General features: G+C 62.6%; 10 protein-coding genes. 1 reads left to right on the top strand and 9 read right to left on the bottom strand.

All coding sequences use genetic code 11. The features are described 5' to 3' along the window. Window positions 1-135: 135 nt before the first annotated feature. From ABDK11_RS09810 to ABDK11_RS09770, 9 genes are all read right to left on the bottom strand, one after another. Window positions 136-606 (bottom strand): hydrogenase maturation protease, encoded by a 471-nt coding sequence (locus tag ABDK11_RS09810; protein ID WP_346840110.1) that lies wholly within the window; start codon window positions 604-606, stop codon window positions 136-138. Next, window positions 599-1921, bottom strand: a complete 1323-nt coding sequence (locus ABDK11_RS09805) for a Ni/Fe hydrogenase subunit alpha (protein WP_346840109.1) — start codon at window positions 1919-1921, stop codon at window positions 599-601. Before ABDK11_RS09805 ends, ABDK11_RS09810 begins: the two co-directional genes overlap by 8 nt. Then, complete coding sequence (locus ABDK11_RS09800; protein ID WP_346840108.1) at window positions 1905-2741, bottom strand: oxidoreductase; 837 nt, start codon at window positions 2739-2741, stop codon at window positions 1905-1907. The genes ABDK11_RS09805 and ABDK11_RS09800 overlap by 17 nt, the downstream gene beginning before the upstream one ends. Continuing rightward, window positions 2717-3520 carry an FAD/NAD(P)-binding protein gene (locus tag ABDK11_RS09795; protein WP_346840107.1) on the bottom strand — a complete coding sequence of 268 codons (804 nt, stop codon included), beginning with the start codon at window positions 3518-3520 and terminating at the stop codon, window positions 2717-2719. The genes ABDK11_RS09800 and ABDK11_RS09795 overlap by 25 nt, the downstream gene beginning before the upstream one ends. Continuing rightward, window positions 3517-3999: a cyclic nucleotide-binding domain-containing protein gene (locus tag ABDK11_RS09790; protein WP_346840106.1), complete on the bottom strand. Its 483-nt coding sequence runs from the start codon at window positions 3997-3999 to the stop codon at window positions 3517-3519. Before ABDK11_RS09790 ends, ABDK11_RS09795 begins: the two co-directional genes overlap by 4 nt. Continuing rightward, on the bottom strand, window positions 3996-5117 hold the full coding sequence (locus tag ABDK11_RS09785) for a 4Fe-4S dicluster domain-containing protein (RefSeq protein ID WP_346840105.1): 1122 nt from the start codon (window positions 5115-5117) through the stop codon (window positions 3996-3998). The genes ABDK11_RS09790 and ABDK11_RS09785 overlap by 4 nt, the downstream gene beginning before the upstream one ends. Before the next feature lie 413 nt (window positions 5118-5530). Further along, entirely contained in the window at window positions 5531-5983 is a 453-nt protein-coding gene (locus ABDK11_RS09780) for an Hsp20/alpha crystallin family protein (RefSeq protein ID WP_346840104.1), read from the bottom strand. 109 nt (window positions 5984-6092) lie between these two features. Beyond that, window positions 6093-14723, bottom strand: coding sequence for a glucoamylase family protein (locus tag ABDK11_RS09775; RefSeq protein WP_346840103.1), 8631 nt, complete (start codon window positions 14721-14723; stop codon window positions 6093-6095). Continuing rightward, window positions 14720-15700, bottom strand: a complete 981-nt coding sequence (locus ABDK11_RS09770; protein WP_346840102.1) for a universal stress protein — start codon at window positions 15698-15700, stop codon at window positions 14720-14722. Before ABDK11_RS09770 ends, ABDK11_RS09775 begins: the two co-directional genes overlap by 4 nt. Window positions 15701-15923: 223 nt before the next feature. On the opposite strand from ABDK11_RS09770, the gene ppsA reads away from it, so the two are divergent. After that, window positions 15924-18341 carry a phosphoenolpyruvate synthase gene (gene ppsA / locus ABDK11_RS09765; protein ID WP_346840101.1) on the top strand — a complete coding sequence of 806 codons (2418 nt, stop codon included), beginning with the start codon at window positions 15924-15926 and terminating at the stop codon, window positions 18339-18341. The last annotated feature ends 18 nt before the right edge of the window (window positions 18342-18359 follow it).

Below are 18359 nucleotides of genomic sequence, written 5' to 3'. Positions count from 1 at the left end.
GGTTGCCACTGGCGCGAGAATCGCCGCAAATACAGATATCAAATCAGGGGCGGACCAGGCCTGCGCCGCCGCCCTGATCATCGACCTGCGAGCACTATTAAGGCATCGCTCTGGCAGCTTAGACACCGCTGGCAGCTAGACATCGGCCTGGCAGCCAGATATCACTCTGGCAGCTATTTCAGCAACTATCTGTTGCGCCGCAGTCTGCACGGCCGCGCTGAGGCTCAGGCCGGGCGAGAAGTTTTCCCCACAGATACCATAGATAGCCAGCGAACGCGGCAGCGCGTTTAATAAGGCGCCAAGCTCCAGCGCCTGCGGGAGGTCGATACCGTGGGTGGAAACGGCAGCCAGTGACGGCTGATTCTGCAGGCCATCCAATCGGCACACGGATCCGGTTGCCCGGCCCGGCGCGTGCAGCGCATCGATCAGGACGACGGTGCGGTTCTGCCAGACTTCCAAGAGCCCGGTTATGTCGCCAGTATTTTCATACCAGTCGGCGCGCGCGCCGATGCGCCGCCACAGTAACTGCAGTATATGGGGACCCACCCCGTCATCACTGCGAAAACGGTGGCCGAGGCTCGCGATCAGCAGCCTGCTGTCAGGCATCGCTTTCACGCTGCAGGTGCAGTTGCAGAAAATGTGTCGAGCAGGAGATGCATGGATCGTAATTGCGTACTGCCTGTTCGCACTGTCGCCGCAGGCGCTCCTCGGGCAGATGCAGGAAGCCGGGCAACATCAGGCGCAAATCCGCCTCAATGGTTTTTTGGTTCTGTGACGTCGGTGGCACTATGTTGGCGTCGGTGATCTTGCCGTTCTGATCGAGACCGTAGCGGTGATAGAGCAACCCGCGGGGCGCCTCGGTGGCGGCACAGCCACAACCCGCGCGCGGTTCAGCTTCCAGGTAAGGAGTCTCCGGCTGTTGGTACTGGTCGATAATGCGCAAGGCCTCGTCAAAGGCGTACAGGACTTCCAGGCTGCGCACCACGATGCTCTGAAACGGGTTGGCACAGAAAGGCGCGAAGCCGGCATCGCTGGCAACTTCCCGCACCAGCGGCGAGAGCCGGTCGTAGTTCAGGTTGTAGCGCGCCATCGGGCCGACCATGTAGGGACCGTAACCGATGTGTTCGCTGTGCAGCGCGTTGGTATAGCCGACATGTGTCTCGCGGAAATGCTGTTCGTAATCCTGCACCGCGATATCGAGGCCGAGGCTCGAAGCGATACGGCCCGTGTTCATCGGGTACTCGTGTGGATGCGTCAGGGCAACGAATTCATATGGCGCCCCGGCGGGGCGTTCAAAGTGCGGGAAAGGCAGCGACGCCGCCCAGTTCACGGCATCCATCGCCAGATCGCGGGCCCGGAGCAGTTCATCGCGCAGCGCGTGCAGCTCGGCGACACGCGGGATGCGGTAAAAGCCCCCTACCCGCACATTGATCGGGTGGACTTCGCGGCCGCCCAGCAGGCGCACCAGGGCATTGCCCGCCCGCTTGATCTGCAGCCCCATCTGCACTATCTGGCGGTGATCCGCGGCCATGGCGACCGCGCTCGGATAGCCGAGGAAATCCGGCGCGTGTAGTAGAAACACATGTAATGTATGGCTTTCGATCCACTCGCCGCAGTACACCAGCCGGCGCAGCGCATGCAATGCCGGGTTCGGCGCCAGCCCCAGTGCATCCTCCATCGCATGCAGCGCGCTCATCTGGTAGGCCACCGGGCAGATGCCACAGATTCGGGCGGTGATATCCGGCGCTTCCAGATAATCGCGTCCGCGCAGGAAAGCCTCGAAAAAACGCGGGGGCTCGAAGATCTTGAGCTGCACTTCGCGCACGCCACTGTCGTCATAGCGAATATACAGGGCGCCCTCCCCCTCGACGCGCGCCAGGTAATCCACCTTGATGGTCTTGCTCTTACTCCCCTTCGTCACCGTCTCGCTCCTGGCGCCGGCTCTCCCGCTCAAATTCAGGGGCAGCGGCATTGAAATTACGCAGTTTCTCGACCACCGTGGCCGTATCCGCGCCCAGCTCGCCCCGCCACCAGTGGCACAGGGAGGCCGTGTTGGGATTCTCTTTGGGGCCGTAACAACCATAACAACCGCGGTTATAGCTCGGGCACAGGGCGCCGCAGCCAGCGTGGGTGACCGGCCCAAGGCAGGGGGTGCCACTGGCAACCCAGACGCATACATTGCCGCGCAATTTGCATTCGATGCACACCGAATGCGGGGGTATCTGCGCGGGCCGGCGGTACAGGAAGGCACTGATGACCTCCAACAGCTGCCGCTTGTTTACCGGGCAGCCACGCAGCTCAAAATCCACATCGACATGGGCACTGATCGGGGTGGACGTCGCCAGGGTGGCGATATAATCCGGGTGCGCGTAGACCGCCGCGGTAAATGCCTCGACATCGGCAAAGTTGCGCAACGCCTGAATGCCGCCGGCCGTGGCGCAGGCACCGATGGTGACCAGCACCCGCGACTGGGCGCGCACCTCGCGGATGCGCCGGGCATCCTCGGCGGTGGTGATGGAGCCCTCTACCAGCGACAGGTCATAGGGCCCGGCTTCCTGGCGGCTGGAAGCCTCCATGAAATAGGCGATATCAACGGTCTCTGCCAGTTGCAGCAATTCGTCCTCGCAATCGAGCAGACTCAGCTGACAGCCATCACAGGAGGCAAACTTCCACACCGCCAGTTTGGCCCGTTTTTGCGGGCGCGCGGAATCGCGGTTTACAGCGCGCGGATCTGGAACCATGGCTGCACATCCTGGTAGCGGAATACGGGCCCGTCTTTGCACACAAAATTTGGACCCCACTGGCAGTGACCACAGAGGCCGGTGGCGCACTTCATATTGCGCTCCATCGACAGGTAGATGTCTGCCGGCGACAGCCCTTTCGCCAGCAGCGTCTGGATACAGAAACGCATCATGATTTCCGGACCGCACAGAAAGGCGATAGTCCTGTCCGGTGTAAACTCGGCCGCAGCCAGCGGATCGGTAATCACACCGACGCGGCCGCTCCAATCGCCGCCGGCGTGGTCCACCGCGGTCACCAGCTCCATCGATTTGGACCAGTTTTGCAGTTCCGCGCCATAAAGCAGCTCCTGTGGGCGTCGGGCGCCATAAAACAGTCGCACCGACGCCGATTGTGCATCGCTCTCGAGCAGGCTGTAGATGACCGGGCGCAGCGGCGCCAGGCCGAGACCGCCGGCGACGATCAGCAGCTCCCTGCCCGCGATCCTGTCGAGCGGCCAACCGCAACCGAATGGACCGCGTACGCCGACGCTGTCACCCACCCGCAGTTGCTGTAGCGCCCGGGTCACCAGACCATGAGTGCGAATGGTATGCACCAGTGGCTCAGTCAACGGCGAGCCGCTCATCGAGATCGCAACCTCACCGGCACCGAAGGCGTACAGCATATTGAACTGCCCGGGCCGGAATGCGGATGCGCTGCCCCGGTCTGCCGCCAGCTGCAGGGTAAAGGTGCCCGGAAATTCTTCCTGCCGCCGCTCTACGCGATACAGCTGCGGTATCACGGCACATCGCCTTGTACTGGCGGACTCTGGCCGTAGACATCCAGCAGTTGTATCCGTGTTGCCTGCAGCCGCTCGGTGGCGATACGGGCAAAGCGTTTCATCAGTTGAAACCCCAGCCGCGGGTCCGCCTCGCATTTTTCCCGCAGGCATTTTCCGTTCAAGCGGATTGCGTGCACCTCATCCAGTGCGCGTGCATCGAAGGTCCACAGGTAGGGCGGGAACAGCCACGACCAGCCAAAGATATCGCCGTCGTGCAGTGTCTGCAGACACAGGGGGCCGCGGTCGGGCAGGAAGGTTTCTACCGCAATACGCCCGCTGCGGATCACAAAGAAGTGATCTGCCGCCTCGTTTTCCCGCGCCAGATAATCGCCCGCGGCATAGATGGCATTGTCACCGCAGCCACCGATCAGGCCGAGATCCGCCGTGGCCATATCACGGAAGAAGGGATGCTCGCAGAGCTGTTCGGCTATCGGTTTCATGCATCCTCCGTATCCCGGATACGCTGCACTTCCTCGGTGATGTCGATACCCACCGGGCACCAGGTAATACAGCGCCCGCAGCCCACGCAACCGGAAGTGCCGAACTGGTCGTGCCAGGTGGCCAGCTTGTGGGTCATCCACTGACGGTAGCGGGAGCGGGTATCCGGGCGTACCGAGCCACCACTGATATAGGTGAATTCGGCGGTGAAGCAGGAGTCCCAGCGCTCCCAGCGCTCCGCGTAATCACCGCTCAGGTCGGTGGTATCTTCCACGGTCGAGCAGAAACAGGTGGGACAGGCCATGGTGCAGTTGGCGCAGGACAGGCAGCGGTCGGCCACTGCCTCCCAGACCGGGCTCTCATAGTTGCGGTACAGCAGCGCCTTGAGGTCGGAACTATCAAAATTCCGCGGCCCCTGCTCCATCTGCTGTTTCGCGCCCTCAACCGCCCGCTCGGCCAGCTCCAGGTGATGCCGCGTCGCAGGCTTCAGCGGCAGCTGCTTGAGCACCTTGCGTCCCTCGTAGGAGCCGCTGCGGATGACAAAAAAATGCTCGTTCCCGTCGATCACTTCTGTCATAGCGAGGTCACTGGGCAGGGACACTTTAGGCCCCGTGTCCATCGAGACACAAAAGCAGCTGGCCGAAGGCGCAGTGCAATTGACGGCGACGGTGAACAGTTCGGCACGCCGCGCGGAGTAGTCCTCATTGCGGTATTGATCGTCGATAAACACGCGATCCTGGGTTGCGATCGCATGCAGCTCACAGCTGCGCACGCCGAGAAATGCCATTGCCGGCGGGGCCTCCACCGCGGCAGTGATCTGCATCGGCTGGGTCGCTTTCTGCGCACGCCACACCCTGCGCCGCGGCCGCTGCAGAAACTGTTTCCAGGAATGTGGACCAACTGCATAGCCAAAATAGGCCGTGTCATTCCGGCGCCGGAGTCGATAGCAGCCCTTCTCCTGATCGTCAGTCCAGCCACGTGGCAGGTCCGCCGCACAGTCGACCTCAGCGTAGATGATGGCGTCTTGCTCGAGTACCGGGCCGAGCACCTGATATCCCCGCAATTTCAGCACCTGAATCAATTGATCCAGATCGTCCGCCTGCAGCACAAAATCTTGCATTGTTTCCGTGTCCACCCTGGCGCTGTTTTACGCACCAATAGATTGTTGTGGTTGGCCGGCACTACGGCAAATGTCGGTTATTGAGGCTGATTTTAGAAAGCGGACCACCGACTTGAGAGGAAATCCCTGACAATGTCGAACGCCCTAGCCGAATACACGCACCCTCCTCCGATAACGGGGCAGCGGCGCCACAGCCCGGTATTGCGCGTTCGCCCCTAGAGTGAAGTCAATGGCGGGCACAAAGGTGAAGCGGACGAACCTTCCTATTGATCGGCTATTCCGGACACTGTCAGAAATGACCACCCGGTGTTCCAATCAGGCTGACCGGTACCGGCAACCGGCCCCCGGTTATCAGCAGATAAAAATAAGGGCCAGCGAGGCCCTTATCGTGTTCAATGTTCAGGAAAAGTCCGCTACTGGATGTCGATCCGCTTGGGCTTGGACACCTCGCGCTTGCCGATGGTAACCGTCAGCACGCCGTCCTTGCCTTTTGCAGCAATCTTGTCCGGATCCGCCGTTTCCGGCAGCGTGAAGCGGCGGTAGAACATGCCGTGGGAACACTCGCTGCGCATGTAGCCTTCCTTTTTTTCCTCTTTTTCCCACTTGCGCTCACCGCGGATGACCAGGCGGCCGTTGTCCAGGCTGACTTCGATATTTTTCGGGTCGACCCCGGGGATGTCTGCTTTTATCAGGAACTGGTTGTCCTCTTCGATCACATCCACCGACGGTGCCCATTCGCGGCTGGCCATTTCGCCCTCTTCGTGAAACAGGGATGGCCAGCGCTCTCCCATCGCCTGAGACAGTTGATCGAAATCTTCCTGAACGCGGTGCCACAGGTCGTTGGGTCTTCTCGATGGCAGTTTCATCATTCTCTCCCGATATGCGATAAAAGTATGCCGGGTGCACCGGCAATAATTACCCGGGGATTATAGCTTCGCCCAGCACCGGCCCCCGAGGGAACGACGCCAAACAGAATCAGCTGGTCGCTGTTTCAAACACGAGTTTTACCCGGTGTGTCTGGCCGTCATCGCTCAGCGGAATCCGGGGGCCGGAAATTTTTTCCCCGTCCAGCAAAAGTTCGGCCACCTTGTCCGGACCACCACCGCAATTGTGCACCTCTATTTCGAAGCGACTGTTGCCAAATGCCAGTGACAACTGGAATTCTTGCCACGCTGCCGGCAAACACGGCGAGATCTCCAGGCTGTCTCCGTCGCAAATGCGCACGCCCAGCAGCGCTTCCAGCGCACCGCGGTAAAGCCAGCCGGAGGCGCCGGAATACCAGGTCCAGCCGCCGCGCCCCACATGCGGCGGCACACCGTAAACGTCGCCAGCGAGCACATAGGGTTCGGTGCGGTAGCGCTCCAGGCCATCGCTGTCGAGCATGTGGGTAATCGGGTTGAGCAGACTGAACAGATGGTGCGCCTTTTCACAGTGCCCCAAACCGGCCGCGGCCCACACCGCCCAGGTGGCGGCGTGGGTATACTGGCCACCGTTCTCCCGAATTCCCGGGGGATAACCCTTGATATAGCCGGGATCCTTTTTCGTGCGATCGAAAGCCGGCTTGAGCAGTAATATCTGCCGGGCCTTTTCCTGCACCAGGTGCTCATAGGCGGAATTCATCGCCTGGCGCGCGCGTTCGGTGGGCTCCGCCTGGGACAGTACCGACCAGGTCTGCGCGATCAAGTCGATCTGGCATTCATCGCTCTGTTTGGAGCCCACCGGCGTGCCGTCGTCGTAATAGGCGCGCCGATACCATTCGCCGTCCCAGCCGCTGTCCTCCACCTGCTGGCGAAAGGTTTCACCCAGCGCGCGGTAGTGCTCGGCCAGGGCTTCATCACCGATGTATTCGCACAGCGGCGCCATATCGCGGCACACCCGCAACAGGAACCAGCCCATCCACACACTCTCGCCGCGCCCGGTCGTGCTGATGCGGTTGAAGCCGTCATTCCAGTCGCCGTTACCGATCACCGGTAACCCGTGCGGGCCGACCGCACTGGCCCGCTCGATCGCCCGACAGCAGTGCTCGTACAGGGAACCGGATTCATCGCTGGGATCGAATTCGGCATAGCGCTCGTGTTCGTCTTTCTCCAGTGGCGCCCCGCGCAGGTAAGCTATGGTTTCGTTGAGAATGCCGTAATCGCCAGTGGTGCGGATATACTGCGCGGTGACAAACGGCAGCCATAACAGGTCGTCGGAACAGCGGGTGCGCACACCGCGCAGCGGCTCTTCGTGCCACCAGTGCAGCACATCGCCATCCTGGAACTGGCGCGACGCGGCGCGCAGGATATGGCTTCGGGTCCAGTCCGGATGGGTCCACAGCAAGGCCTGCACATCCTGCAGCTGATCCCGGAAACCGAAGGCACCACTCGACTGGTAAAAGCCGCTGCGCCCCCACAGGCGACAGGCCAGCGTCTGGTACGGAAGCCAGCGGTTGACCAGCAATTCCGTGGCCTGATCCGGCACTCGTACCTGAATCCGCCCCAGATAGTCCTCCCAGAATTGTTCGAAACCTTCGCGGGCAGACTCGGCGCGCACCGGGTCGCGGAAGGTGTTCGCCAATTCCAGTGCTTCCGCCCTGCTCTGGCCCTCGCCCATCACGAAGTAGATGTGCGCGGTCTCCCCGGGCTGCAGATCAATGTGAACCTGGTAGGCGGCGCAGGGATCGCCACCGCACTGCACTTTGCCCGACAGTCCGATACGGAACAGCGCCGCGGGCGTCTCCAGGCTGCCGGCCCTGCCGAGGAATTCAAAGCGATCGGTGGTCAACCCGTGGGGTGGCAGGCTGGCCGTCAGGAAGGCCACGCCGGGCTCCGGGTCCGGCACGAAGGCATTGCGGGCCAGCAGCGCGTTGCTGTCCGAGTCGAATTCGCACACCTGATATGGCCAGCTGTCGCCGCGGGTGAGGCCGAGCACCCATTCCACGTAATAGGTCGCGGTCATCCGGCGTGGCCGCTCCCAGCAATTGGTCAGGGTCAGGCGACCAATCTTGACCGGAGCCTCGCGGTCCACGTAGATCCGCCAGGCCTGCTTGAGACCATGGCTGTGGTGGCGGTACTCGCTGTAGCCGGCACCGTGATGCACCTGGTAATCGCCCTCCCCCGGCCGCGGTGCCGGCGTCGGCGACCACACCTCCGCGGTTTCCTCATCGCGCAGGTAGAGCACCTCGCCACTGGGATCGCGCACCGGGTCGTTGTTCCACGCAGTCAGGCGGTGTTCGCCGCTGTTGCCGGCCCAGGTACAACAGGAGCCGGCTTCGGACACCAGGCAACCGGCCTGCGGATTGGCAATAACGTTCACCCAGGGCGCCGGCGGTCGCTGACCGGGCTTCAGGTGCAGGATATATTCGCGGCCGTCGGCACTGAAGCCGCCGATCCCATTGTCGAACAGCAGGTCGTCGGGCCGCTCCAGCTCCGGGGTAGGCTCGGGGGTAAAGTCGCCGGCGTGCACCGGTACAAACGGCGGCAATGGCTGTTGCAACTCGCGGGTGGCAGCGGCATCGAGCTGTGCCGCCACCGAGCCGGCGGCGGAATCCAGCACCGCGCGCGCCGCTGCCATCAAGCGGATGCGCTCGGCACACTGCATCTCCTTGCCCGGCACCACCACGACAGAGCCGGCCAATTTGCGCAGGGTGCGCCCGCGGATATCCGCAATCGTCTGCTGCAGGCGGTCGCGGGTTTGCTGGGCGTAGCCGGCGGACTCCTCGTCAATGATGACCAGGTCGACCGCGACACCACGACCGCACCAGTAGGTGTGCGCCTGGATGATCGGTTCGGCGAAGCCGATATCCTGTTCGTTGCGAATCTGCAACAGCAGGATCGGGTTGTCGCCGGAAATCCCGCGACTCCACAGACTCGGCTGGATATGTCGGCTGTGAGCGAGCACCCGCGACGGTGCGCGCAGGCCACCGGCCGGAGCCAGGACCGCCGATAACAAGTCCATCATCCAGTGCATTTCCGCGGCGCCGATGCGCAGATGGCGGAGTTCCTGCTCCGACTGCATACGCGCCAGGTCGAACAGCCAGCGGACTTTGGCCGGCGCGCGATAGTTGCGCAGGATCGACAGCAGTTCGCGCCGCGACTTGCTCACGCCGGTCAGGTAAATCACCTCGATCTCGGCCTGCGCCGGCACCAGCACTTCCTGTCCGGACGCAATTACCGGGTCGAGTACCGGCCCGGTGGTGCCGGTGAACCCCGCAAGACCGTTCTCCAGCGCCCGCGGGCTGGCCGCGGAACCACCGCGGCCGAGAAAGCGCATGCGATCGCTTTCCCACGCCAGCTTGTGTTTGGTCCCGCCCGGCACCAGCACGCCGTGCACGAGATAGATCGGTTTTTCCGCACTGCTGCGCGGGCGCCGCCGGTATAGCATGGCGCGATCGTCCGGCAGGTACTGGCTCTCGACAAATAGCTTGGCAAACGCCGGGTGGCGCTGGTCATCTTTCTCCGGCGCCAGCACGACTTCGGCGTAGTTGGCCAGCAGCAGCCGCCGCGGGCGACTGCTTTCATTCTTGATCAACAGGCGCCGCGCCTCGATATCGTGCTGGGAGCTGAGCGCTATCTGCAACCGGCAGAACAGCTCCGCCTCGCGACGCTGGAACTCGACCCGGTGGGGAGAGAAACTCACCGCGCAGTTGTCCGCATCGCCACCACCCGGCGCCAGGGCCATGGAAAAGAGTTCACCGGTATCCTGGTCGCGCACGTAGCACCACTGCCCCCACTGGTGTCGGGTCGGGTCCGGGCGCCAGCGTGTCAGCGCGATGTTGTACCAATAACTGCCACCGCCGCCATCGGCCGCCTGCACCACCGCATAGTGTCCATTGGACAGCAGGTTGTACTGCGCGTACGGGCGCGCGAGTGGCACCCACCAGCTCTCCAGCGCCACTTCCGGATGGAAGCTGCGCAGTACACCGGGGCGCTGCCACGGCCGCGGCGCCGGCGGTGCGGCGGGAATACGCTCGTGCAACAACGGCGTCAGGCCGGCGATGCGCACATCGCGGTGGAAGCGCCGCAACATGATGTCGTCGTGGAGGAAATTGTTCAGCGACAGCAGGATCATGCCCTGGTGATGGCTCATATAGGAACGCACGGCACGCGCCCGGCGTGGTGCCGGCTTGGCGGTGCGGCCGAAATCGATCGCCTCGTAACAGCCAAACTGACCGCAGCCACCGTGTCGGCGCAGCGCGCGCAGATTGTCGACGACCGCATCGGCGTCGAATGGCAGTGCCATCATTGACGCGTAGGGCGCAACCACGATGCGCTCTCCCAGGTCGCGGCGGAAGCCGATACCCGGCACACCGAACGCCCGGTACTGGTAATGCATGTGGCTGTCGAGTTCGTAGTAACCGGATTCGGCAATGCCCCACGGCAGGTCAAACTGACCGGTGAAATCGCGGTGCTCGGCGATGGCGTTGCGGCAGGCGCGCGCCAGCAGACTGTGCTCCGGTGTCTCCATCAGCAGCCGCGGCATCAGGTATTCGAACAGCGTGGCGCTCCACGACATCAACACCACCCGGTGATGCAAACGCCGGAACGGGCGCTCCAGGTGACGCCAGTGGCGCGCGGGAATATCCCCTTTGGCAATGGCCAGAAATCCGGTCAGGCGGGACTCGGAGGCCAGCAGGTCGTAATAGTTGGGGTCGAGACTCGCATCGGTGACGTTGTAGCCGATATGGAACAGGTGGCGCTCGGAATCGTAGAGGAAGGCGAAGTCCATTTCCTCGACCCAGTGCCGCGCGCGGGCCGCCAGCTCACCTAATTCTTCGCTGAAACTGGCCGCGTTGTCCGCCGCGCTTCTCAGCGCTGAGCGCATCTGCTCGGTCCAGCCACTGGCCTCGTGGCGCAGTTGCGTATCCACCCCGCCCAGACCGCTCTCGAGTTCGTCCAGCAGGCGCCCTGCCGCCGTGCAGGTATCGCGCATACTCGCCAGGGTAACCGGTGCCTGCAGCTTCTCCAGCAGGTTGCGGAAGGTGGCGTGCACCGGCTCGCCCTGCGCCGTACGGTAAGCGCCCGGTGGCGCCGCGATCAATCGCTGCCACGGTTCCAGCCGCTCCTGGTAGCGGCGCGCCGCGACCGCCTGCTTGTGCAGTTCATCCAGCCACTGGCGCAAGCGCGACAGAGCCTCGGCACTGAAGTTCTGTTCGTCATCTTCGATCACCGCCAGCAACTGCTCCTGCAGCGCGGGTACCTCGCGCTCGTACACGACGTCGATGGTCTGCCACCAGTGGGTGTCTTCGGCTCCGTGTAACAGTCGCTCACGCAGCAGGTGCAGCGCGCCAACTGCCTCCTTCACCGCCGCGGGTACAGTGTCGCTGCCCTGAGGCGACAGCGTCTCCTCGATCACGCCGAGCGTATCGGCGATGCCCATCACCAGCGGCCGGCCACTAAGGGGTTGCGCCGGCAACGCCTCCAGCCCCTCCGCCAGCGTCAGCAGGCTGGCTGCCAGGTTGCCGCTGTCGACCGTGGAGACGTAGCGCGGCGCCAGTGGCCGCAGCTCCTGGGTCTCGTACCAGTTGAGAAAATGGCCGCGGTAGCGCTCCAGCCCGCCCATGCGATCGAAGGTATTGTTGAGCCGCGCCAGCAATAGTGGCAGGTCGAGATAACCGAAATCGTAGGCGCTGAGGATACTCAACAGGCCCAGACCGATATTGGTGGGTGAAGTGCGCCGCGCCAGCACCGCGAGGGGCTCTTCCTGATAGTTGTCCGGCGGCAGCCAGTGGTCCTCCGGCCCCATAAAACGTTCGAAGAAAAACCACGTCCGCCGGCTCAACAGGCGCAGCTCGCCGCGCTCCTTTTCCCCCAGTGACGGTGGCGCAATGCGCTGCGGCCGGTCGATGCGCGCAATCAGCTGCGGAACCAGGAACCAGGCCAACAGCAGCGGTGCGGCGCCGAGCAACCCGAACGGGTTGGCCACCAGCAATCCCATGGTGACCAACGCGGCCAGCGCCGGCGAAATCCACAACTGCCGCCACACGCCGTTTTGGCCGTCACCGACAGCGCGGTTTACATGCGCGGCCGAGGTCCACTCAAGCAGGTGGCGACGGGAAATACACAGGCGGTACAGCGTGCGCACGATAGCATCGGCAGCGTTGATAGCCTGACTTGGTAACAACGATAGTGACAGCGCCCAATGCAGCAGTTGCTGGCGCAACTGGCCGGGGGTCGAACGCAGGTAACGGTTGGCACGCAGCGGTTTCGTCAGCAGGCGCCACAGCAATGACAGCAGTTCCACCCAAACCGGAGTCGCCGCCACCGCCAGCAATACCAGTGTCCAGGCAATGGCGTTGCCCGGTAGCCAGCCAAACCACGCCAGCAGGAACAGCGCCAGCAGGCACGGCGCTTCCAGACTGCGGCGCAGGTTGTCGAGAATTTTCCAGCGGTGGATCGCTGGCAACGGGTTTTGCACGCGGCTGCCGTCGTCGATCCGCACCCGCCGGCGCAGCCATGGCAGCAGTTGCCAGTCTCCGCGTATCCAGCGATGCGCACGCCGCAGCAGCGCAAAGATATTGGGCGGATACTGCTCGTAGAACACCGCATCGGAAACTAGGCCGGCGCCGCCGATGGCGCCTTCGAGCAGATCGTGGCTGAGTACCGTATTTTCCGGCAGATGGCCGGCGAGAGTCTGCGAAAATACGCGTGGATCATAGATCCCCTTGCCGGCAAAAATCGCCTCGCCAAACAGGTCCTGGTAGGCATCGGACACCGCATGGGTATAGAGATCCACGCTCCGATCGCCGGAGAAGGCCTCGGTAAACACCGTATCGGCGGAACTGCCGGGGTCGGTTTCCAGGCGCGGCTGCAGGAAACCGAAGCCGGCCACCACCCGCCGGCTTTGAGTGTCCACGACCGCGGTATTGAGCGGGTGCGCCAGGGTGCCAATCAGGCGCCGGGCGGTACCCGGCGGCATCTGGGTATCCGCGTCCAGCGTGACAACATAGTGAATGCCCTGCAGCACTTCGCGATCGCCGAAACAGGTGTCAAAACTGCCATCGCCGCGGCCGCGCAACAGACCGTTGAATTCCACCAGCTTGCCGCGCTTGCGCTCCCAACCCATCCAGCACGATTCTGCCGGATTCCAGCGTCGCCGACGGAACAGCATCAGGAATGGCGCCCGGTTCTCATCGCCGTAGCGCGCATTGAGCGCATCTACTGCCGTCTCAGCCGCGGCCAGCAAATCCCGGTCCTGGTCGGTCTCCTCGCGATCCGCATCGGGCAGGTCGCCGAGCAGCGCAAACACCAGGTTTTCGTCCTCGTTATTAAGGAAGTTGATCTCGAGATGCTCGACGATGCGCTGCAGGTCTTCCTCGTCGGCAATCAGCACGGGCATTACCACGATGCTGCGGTAGCTCGCCGGCACACCTTTTTCGAAGTCGAGTTTTGGCAGTTTTTGCGGCGGCAGGGCGTGGGTGATCAGACCGTTCACAAGCGCCAATGCCATCCCCAGTACCGGCACCGCGGCAATGATGAGCAGCGGCAATACCCACCAGAGAGGCAACCCCTCGAGGACTAGAAAGACCGCCAGAGCGATCAGCAGCGGCGCAGAAAAGACGGTCAGCCCGGTGAAATACACCAGGCCGGCCCGCTCCGACACCTTGCGCAGGACACGCCGCCGCAGCGACGGCCGACAATTGAGTGCTTCTTCCAGCTGGCGGCGGCCCGCGTCTACCAGGAAGTAGCCGATATGGTTGCGACGCTCGCCGACTTTCTCTGCTTCACACAGCTCCAGCGCCCGCTGTGCCACCTTGTATTCGGCCTCACCGCTACTGCGCGCCACCGCCTCGACCACGCCGCGATAGCTATCGCGGGTTTCGAAATCCATGTCGGTATAGGCGCCGGCGGGATCGCGGCGCAAAACCGCGTCCACCCGGCTCAGGGTTTCAACGAACGCGCGCCAATCGTGGGTGCGCAGTTCACGCAGGCTGATCACCGCACTGGCAACGCCGACACCGCCGGCTTCCGCTTCGGGCTCAGTGGGCTCGGATTGTTCCGCCTGCAGTATTTCCTCGGCAAAATCCGCCAGGTGTTCCAGCAGGTTCAGGCGCAACAGCGCCGGCAGTGCCCAGAGTTCACCGGTGGTAAGGATTGTTTCGCTCTGGTATTCCGCCACCAGCTCGGTGATGGACAACATGTCGAGGGGTTGTGCCAGATCGGCAACCAGAGCAACGGCCAGGCGCCGCACCCGCATTTCGCGGCCGCCATCCTCTGCGCGCACGGCCGGCAATTGCCTGAGGTAACTGGTTGGCAGCGATTCCCGCACCAGCTCCAGGGCTTCCTGGATCAGGTGGCGGTTGTCCAACAGCCATTCTTCGCCGCGGGTGCCCTTTTCGCCCGATTCCACCCGCTTGGCGAGGCGCCGGTAGATGGCCTGCAGATCCCGCTCGAGCCGATTCAGATAGAATACAAATGCATAGCTGCCGGCAGCGGGAAGCACATGGCGGTGCCGCTTGGCGAGGGCATCGATTTGCGCTTTGCGCTGGCGCTCCTCATTGCGCTCCTCTGGTCCCGCATCGTTCGGGAGTGTGTTGCCTGCACGCCCGCGGCGCGATGATTTCAACAGGGTAAAAAAATCCCGTTTGCCGGCTCTCGACGCCGGCTTCTTACGGCGCAAGCTCATCGCTCACCGGCTTGCTGTTGTGCATACATCGGCAGAGACGCGGCGTGGTTTTCGCCAGATTCCCGTTGATTCTCCGCCTCTGATCTCTCCTGCAGCACCAGGACCGGAAGCGGACTGTGGCACATGACGGTCTGGCACAGGTTTCCGGTCACCCGCTGCACTCCGCTCTGCCAGTCGTGCGCACTGATGGCAATCAGGTCAACGTTCTCTTCAGTGGCAGTCGTGCAGATACACTCGGCCTGATTGCGGGTCACCTCGAGTCGCGAACGTACCTTGATACCGTTTTCCAGCTGCCTCGCCATTTCCTCCAGGTAAGTCTGCGCGGCGCGACGGTTGCTCTCGACGAATTTTTCCCGGGTCGCGTGCTCCTCCCGGGTGATTGGCATACGCCGCGGCATATCCGGCACGGCAATGGTTTCCAGTAAAATCAGTTCGGCCTCCTGCCCGCGCACCATCGCGGCGACCTGGCAGGCCACCCACTCGGCGCGATGTGATCCGTCTACCGACACGAGAATGCGCTGGTAGTGTTTGTCTTTGTCATTATTCACCGCACCGGGACGCACGATCATGAAAGAGCGCCCGGAACCGCTGAAAACTTTCTGCGCCGTGCTGCCGAAATGAAAGCGACTGACGCCTCCCCGGCCGTAACTAGTCAATACGATCAGGTCTATTTCCGCTTCATCGCAATACTCGACGATCTGTTCCGCCGGCCGCCCTTCGCGCAATGTGATTTCAACTTCGACGCCGCCAGCGGAAATCCCTTCCCCCAGACGTTTCAGGTAGCTGGTAATCTCGGCGCGGCGCAATCGCCACTCCACCGGGTCGATACCGTGCTCTTCGAGGTGCGATGGCGGTTTTTGTACATGCAATAAATGGAGGTCAGCGCCACAGCCGCGCGCAACCGACACCGCATGAGCGATCGCCTCTTCGGCGACGGAGGAGCCGTCAAGCGGCAATAAAATATGGTGAAACGGCATGCGTGATTCCTCCGACGGCTGCCGATTGGATGCGTATTTAACAGGGTTGTCAGAAAGTGACAGGCGCTGCGGGATTTTCATCCCAAAAGGTGTCCACGAAAGTGCATGGACTAAAACAGTACCGAGACAGCATAAACCTGCTGTGCTCGGCTATTGTCAAGATTACAAAAAACCTGACCGTGCCGGGTTGAATGACAAGTCAATTTTAGGAGCTGCAATCACTATGACAGCAAAACGGTTTGTACGCTGGTTCAAATCTATCGGCCTTGAGGATATCGCCGAGGTCGGAGGCAAGACCGCCTCGCTTGGGGAAATGTACTGCAGCCTGGCACCGAGAAATATCCGCGTACCCAACGGTTTCGCAATTACCGCTGCGGCTTACCGCGCCGTCCTCGATCACGGCGATACGCGTGAGGCGCTGCACAGCGCACTGCAGGGCGTCTCCGCCGACGACAGCGATCGACTGCAAAAGGCTGGCCGGGAAGCGCGGCGCCTGGTTTACGAGGCCGGCCTGCCGGAGGCAGTGGATCGGGAAATCGGGGAGGCCTACGCCGAATTGCGTGAACAGTACGGCCCGCAATTGCGCCTGGCGGTACGCAGTTCCGCCACCGCCGAGGATCTTCCCGACGCCAGCTTTGCCGGCCAGCATGACAGTTTCCTGAATATCGGTGACCGGGATGGCCTGCTCGAGGCCTGCCGACGCTGCTTCGCGTCGTTGTTTACCGACCGTGCGATCAGCTATCGCGAACGCAATGGTTTCGATCATTTCAAAGTATCGCTGGCGATTGCGGTGATGAAAATGGTGCGTGCCGATCTCGACTCGAGCGGCGTCATGTTCACTCTGGATACCGACAGCGGCTTCCGCGATGTGGTTTTTATCAACGCCGCCTACGGGCTCGGCGAGAATATTGTGCAGGGCAATGTGGATCCGGACGAATTCTATGTACACAAACCCACGTTCGAACACGGCCGGCGCTGCGTGCTGCGCCGCCAGCTCGGCGCCAAGCAGCAGACACTGGTGTGCGACGAGAACCTGAACAGCCAGGAACTGCACAATATCGACACCCCGGAATCCCGTCGCCAGCGTTTCAGTCTCAGCGACGACGACGTACTGACACTGGCCGGTTACGCCATCGAGACGGAAAAGCACTACAGCGAAAAGCGCGGCGCGCCCTGTCCGATGGATATTGAGTGGGCCCGGGACGGGGACGACGGCAAGCTCTACCTGGTACAGGCACGCCCGGAGACAGTGGCGTCACAAAAACCGCGCAACCAGCTCCTGCGTTACCGGCTGCGCGACAAACCCGCTGCCGAGCACATACTCGCCGAGGGCCGCGCCATTGGTTCCGGTATCGCCGCGGGGAATTTGCGCCGGGTGGAAAGCGCGGCCCAACTCGGTGACTTCAAGGAAGGGGAAGTGCTGTACGCAGAGAGCACCAGCCCCGACTGGGGCCCGGCGATGCGCCGCGCCGCCGCGCTGGTGACCGAGCGCGGCGGCCGCACCTGTCATGCGGCGATAGTCGCACGGGAGTTCGGCATCCCGGCGGTAGTGGGCATCGGGTCCGGTCACAAACCACTGCAGGACGGGGACACGGTGACCCTGTCCTGTGCCGAAGGGGATGTTGGCCGCGTCTACGCCGGTGAAATTCCCTTTGACGTCACCACCACCGAACTGGACGCGCTGCCGGAAACGCGCACCGGCATGATGATCAACCTCGGCAGCCCCGAGCAGGCATTCCGCCTCAGTGCCCTGCCCTGCGACGGCGTCGGCCTCGCGCGCATGGAGTTTATCGTCAACGAGCACATCAAGGCGCACCCGATGGCGCTGGCACACCCGGAGCGGGTCAAGGATACTGCCGAGCGCGAGCGGCTCGAGCAATTGATCGGTCATCGCGACAGCGGAGCTGACTTCTTTATCGAGAAACTCTCCGAGGGCATCGGCACCATCGCCGCCGCGTTCTATCCACGGCCGGTGATCGTGCGCACCTCCGATTTCAAGACCAACGAATATGCACGCCTGATCGGCGGCGCCGATTTCGAGCCCCACGAGGAAAACCCGATGCTCGGTTTTCGCGGGGCCGCGCGCTATGCACACGAAGCCTATGCCGACGGCTTTGCGCTGGAATGCGCGGCACTGAAGCGCGCCCGCGAAGCCATGGGGCTCGACAATATCAAGGTGATGATTCCCTTCTGCCGCAGAATTCCCGAGGGCGAGCGGGTCCTGCAGGCGATGGCCGAGCACGGGCTGAAACCCGGTGAGGCTGGCCTGGAAGTCTATGTGATGTGTGAAATTCCCAATAACGTGGTGCAGATCGACGCCTTCAGTCAGCTGTTTGACGGCATCTCCATCGGTTCCAACGACCTGACCCAGCTGGTCCTCGGCGTCGACCGCGATTCGGATATCGTCGCCTTCGACTTTGACGAACGCGACCCCGGCGTTATGACCATGATCAAACTCGCCATCGAGGGCGCGCAGCGCAATGGCATCCCCGCCGGCATCTGTGGCGAGGCGCCATCCAATTACCCGGAAGTGGCGGAGTATCTGGTGAAGCTGGGCATCCATTCCATCAGCCTGAGTCCGGATGCGCTGCTCCGCACCATCGAAAAAGTCGCGGCGCTGGAAAAAGAATTGAACGCGTAGGGAGCGCCGCGCGCCCCA

It is taken from the genome of Microbulbifer sp. SAOS-129_SWC, assembly GCF_039696035.1.
Taxonomy (GTDB): domain Bacteria; phylum Pseudomonadota; class Gammaproteobacteria; order Pseudomonadales; family Cellvibrionaceae; genus Microbulbifer.
Note: the sequence above shows the minus strand (reverse complement) of the source record. Positions and strands in the feature narration are given on the sequence as shown.